Raw genomic sequence first — 3,244 nt, forward strand, 5'->3', positions numbered from 1 at the left:
GATTCCCCGTATCCATTACCAAGCGGTGTCAAACATTATGCGATAATCGGCACTGGTGTGACAACCTTGGATGGTTTCATCATGGCAGATCAGCCAGACAGTGAAACAAGTTACATTGAAATCATGGATAGACACGTAAAACTAATCCCGCAATATGGCGACGGTGATGGAACCGTACCAATGTTTAGCTCACAGATTTCAGGAGTCACAGGAACATATTATGTTCCATATCAAATAGGAGCTAGTTCAGAGCATGGTGCACTGACAGACAATTCAAACGTACAAAAAATTGTCAAGAGCATACTTGATGGAAAACCAAGTAATTATTACACCTCCTATAACGAGGGTGCTACCATAGACAAGGATTCAACTGATTTTGCAGTTCATTCAAATGTACATACTACGATAGTTGATGAAACAACAGGTAATAAACTCGGATACAATAGCAACGGAGGTATCGATGAGGGAATTGACGGTGGAACTTTCCTATCAATGGATGGTGGCACATACGCACACATTAGTGATGCATCAGATACCTACAAGGTCATACTAAATGGTACAAACAACGGACAATTTACCTTGATAACTAACGTAACCAAGTCAGGCCAGTCAACAGTATTCTCTTATCCAAGCGTTCCAGTTCAACAAGGAACTATAGCTCAAGTAGAGATAGCACCAAACCAAGTCTCTTCTTCTAACATGCCCACTTTACAAGTAAATACAGCAGGACAGACAAGTAGTGTCTCTGCAACGTCTGGATTAATTTCACCATCGGTATCGTCACAAACACAAACAACATCTTTGCAGATTCCATCATGGATAAAACACAACGCAGACTGGTGGTCACAAGGACAGATTGGTGATGACGATTTTATCAAAGGAATTCAGTACTTGATTAACCACGGAATAATGGTTATCCCGCAATCACAGACAGCATCGCAGCAATCCCAACAGATACCATCCTGGGTCAAACATAATGCTGGCTGGTGGGCGCAAGGACAGATCGGTGATGACGATTTCGTAAAAGGAATTCAATTCATGATAAGCAATGGNAAGGAATTCAGTTCATGATAAGTAATGGAATCATGACAGTTGGACCTGCCAGCTCATCAACACAGACGCAATCTAGTGTACAGTCGCCTACTACCACATCAAATCAAAACTCGATACAGCAACAAGCAAATTCTTTACCATCACAATCGTCAAACAGTTACTTCAAGACGGACAAGTCATCATACATGGCAATGGCAAATCCAAATGAGATGGCCACCATCTCAGGAAAGATAAATGCAAACGGAGGAGTCGTGGTGTTGATAATAGCAAAACCAGATGGAACAACAGAACACATTACCGCGGATGTAACCAACGTTGGAGACTTTAGGACATTGATAATTATTGATTCATCTTTTCCAAAGGGCATGTACACTGTCAACGGTAGCTACCAAGGCTCAGATCTTGGCAGTGTAACTTTTACTGTGGATTAAAATAAAGAATAATCTCAAGTCCAGATTCTCATAGGTCTGAANTTAGGTTTGAGTCCTATAAGACTCGCAGACATTATGATTTGTTAGAGATTGTTTAAGATTAATGCTGACGTAATCATATCATGAAAAGATCAGTTATCACAATAGCATTAGTTTTAGGTCTAGTCGGAATAGGAATTGTCATTATTACAGTGCATTTTCTTATAACACCACACATGTCAGAGCATTACATCCTACATTGTCAACAGCCTAGTATGCAATTAATTCCTCACATGAAATGGAATTGTTACTATTTTACGCGATAAAAAAACACCAATTCAGTAGATTCAAACTCTCACAAGTCTGAACGATTACTTTGAAAGTCTTCCAATAGCATTTTGGTATATTTTCATCGTGTCATGGAGTTTCATATCTGTTTCAAGCAATCCAAGAAAACTTGCAATCCCAGGACGCTTTGAGACATCTGCCAATTTTTTATAGATGGACATGAAAATGATACTAGAAACATTGCCCTGTATTCCAGTGAGAATTTCACTAAGGTACTCTGGATGTTCATAGCATGTAGGTAGATAACAGTCGTATTTCTTTTCCAGAGTGGTTACGACAAAATCATACAATGGTTCTCCAAACTCTAGAAGGGATTTTTCTATTACCAGAGATACCAGTGCCTTTTTTACTTTAAATTCTTCATCAAACATATCGCATATGTTTTGTATATAATTTCTTGATACATTTTTACAAGTTGTATGTAACATCCAGTAAAGACATCTAGATTCTATACGGCATTTTTTTATAGTAATATGTGGTGTATCAAAATACAATATGAAAAATGCAAGAGTCTTCGGATTTGTTGCAATAGCTTTCATAGCTGGTACAATAACCTCGTCAACTCTTGCAGCTGCTGATACCAGCACACAAGGCCAACCGTTTCAAATATTACAAGCTACAATCCAAAATCTTCAAAATCAAATAACCAATCTGCAAACTCAGATTAATCATATTCAATTAACGCCTGGCCCGCAGGGTCCGCCTGGACCACAAGGTCCACCTGGGCCTAGCAGTAGTTTTGACCCTACCCCATTACAAAATCAGATAAATGTATTGAGATGTCATCAAGCCCCAACCANTCCACCTGGGCCTAGTAGTAGTTTTGATCCTACACCATTGCAAAATCAGATTAATGTATTGAGATGTCATCAAGCTCCAACTAATAATGTAGACTTGCATGAATGTGATCTTACTAAACTCTGGATCTCCCATGCCGATTTCTATGGCGCCAATCTGGGTAATGCTAATCTCTACGGTTCCATTTTTGATGGTGTTAGTAATTTTGACAATGCCAATCTTACCAATGCTAATCTTATCTTGGTCAATATCCATGGAGGTGATATTGTAGGTGCTAATCTTACCAATGCAACTCTTACCAGTGCAAATCTATCTAATGCAGCTATAATAGATGCAACTCTTACCAATGCCCATTTCTATAACGCCAATCTCTCCAATGTAATTTTCACAAATTCAAATCTCTCCGGTGCTAATTTCACCAACGCCAATCTCTCTGGTGCAACTTTCACTGGCGCTCATGCCTCACCTCCATGTACTGGTAATCCAATTTGTTCTACGCTACCACCATGAGGGTTTGGATTCAAGGTTTTGTCGCAGAAAATTGCCACAAAATAAGCAGACAATAATAAGAGTAGCTACAAAACTCCTTCAATTTTTCAATAATCTGACTAACCATTAAATATTAAGACAATTTT

2 protein-coding genes are annotated in these 3,244 nt (G+C 38.8%); one reads left to right on the forward strand and one right to left on the reverse strand.

The genetic code is table 11. The features are described 5' to 3' along the window. Positions 1-1,834: 1,834 nt before the first annotated feature. Positions 1,835-2,182: a hypothetical protein gene (locus tag DYY66_RS10075; protein WP_166288874.1), complete on the reverse strand. Its 348-nt coding sequence runs from the start codon at positions 2,180-2,182 to the stop codon at positions 1,835-1,837. Positions 2,183-2,705: 523 nt separating this feature from the next. Between DYY66_RS10075 and DYY66_RS16500 the strand changes: the two genes are divergently transcribed. Beyond that, positions 2,706-3,119 (forward strand): pentapeptide repeat-containing protein, encoded by a 414-nt coding sequence (locus DYY66_RS16500; protein ID WP_218583718.1) that lies wholly within the window; start codon positions 2,706-2,708, stop codon positions 3,117-3,119. The last annotated feature ends 125 nt before the right edge of the window (positions 3,120-3,244 follow it).

This window comes from Candidatus Nitrosotalea sp. FS (assembly GCF_011319475.1).
In the GTDB taxonomy this organism is placed as follows: Archaea; Thermoproteota; Nitrososphaeria; order Nitrososphaerales; family Nitrosopumilaceae; genus Nitrosotalea.

Excerpts from the sequence above, each read along its gene's own strand:
- DYY66_RS10075 (WP_166288874.1), bottom strand. The coding sequence starts at position 2,182 with ATGTTTGATGAAGAATTTAAAGTAAAAAAGGCACTGGTATCTCTGGTA.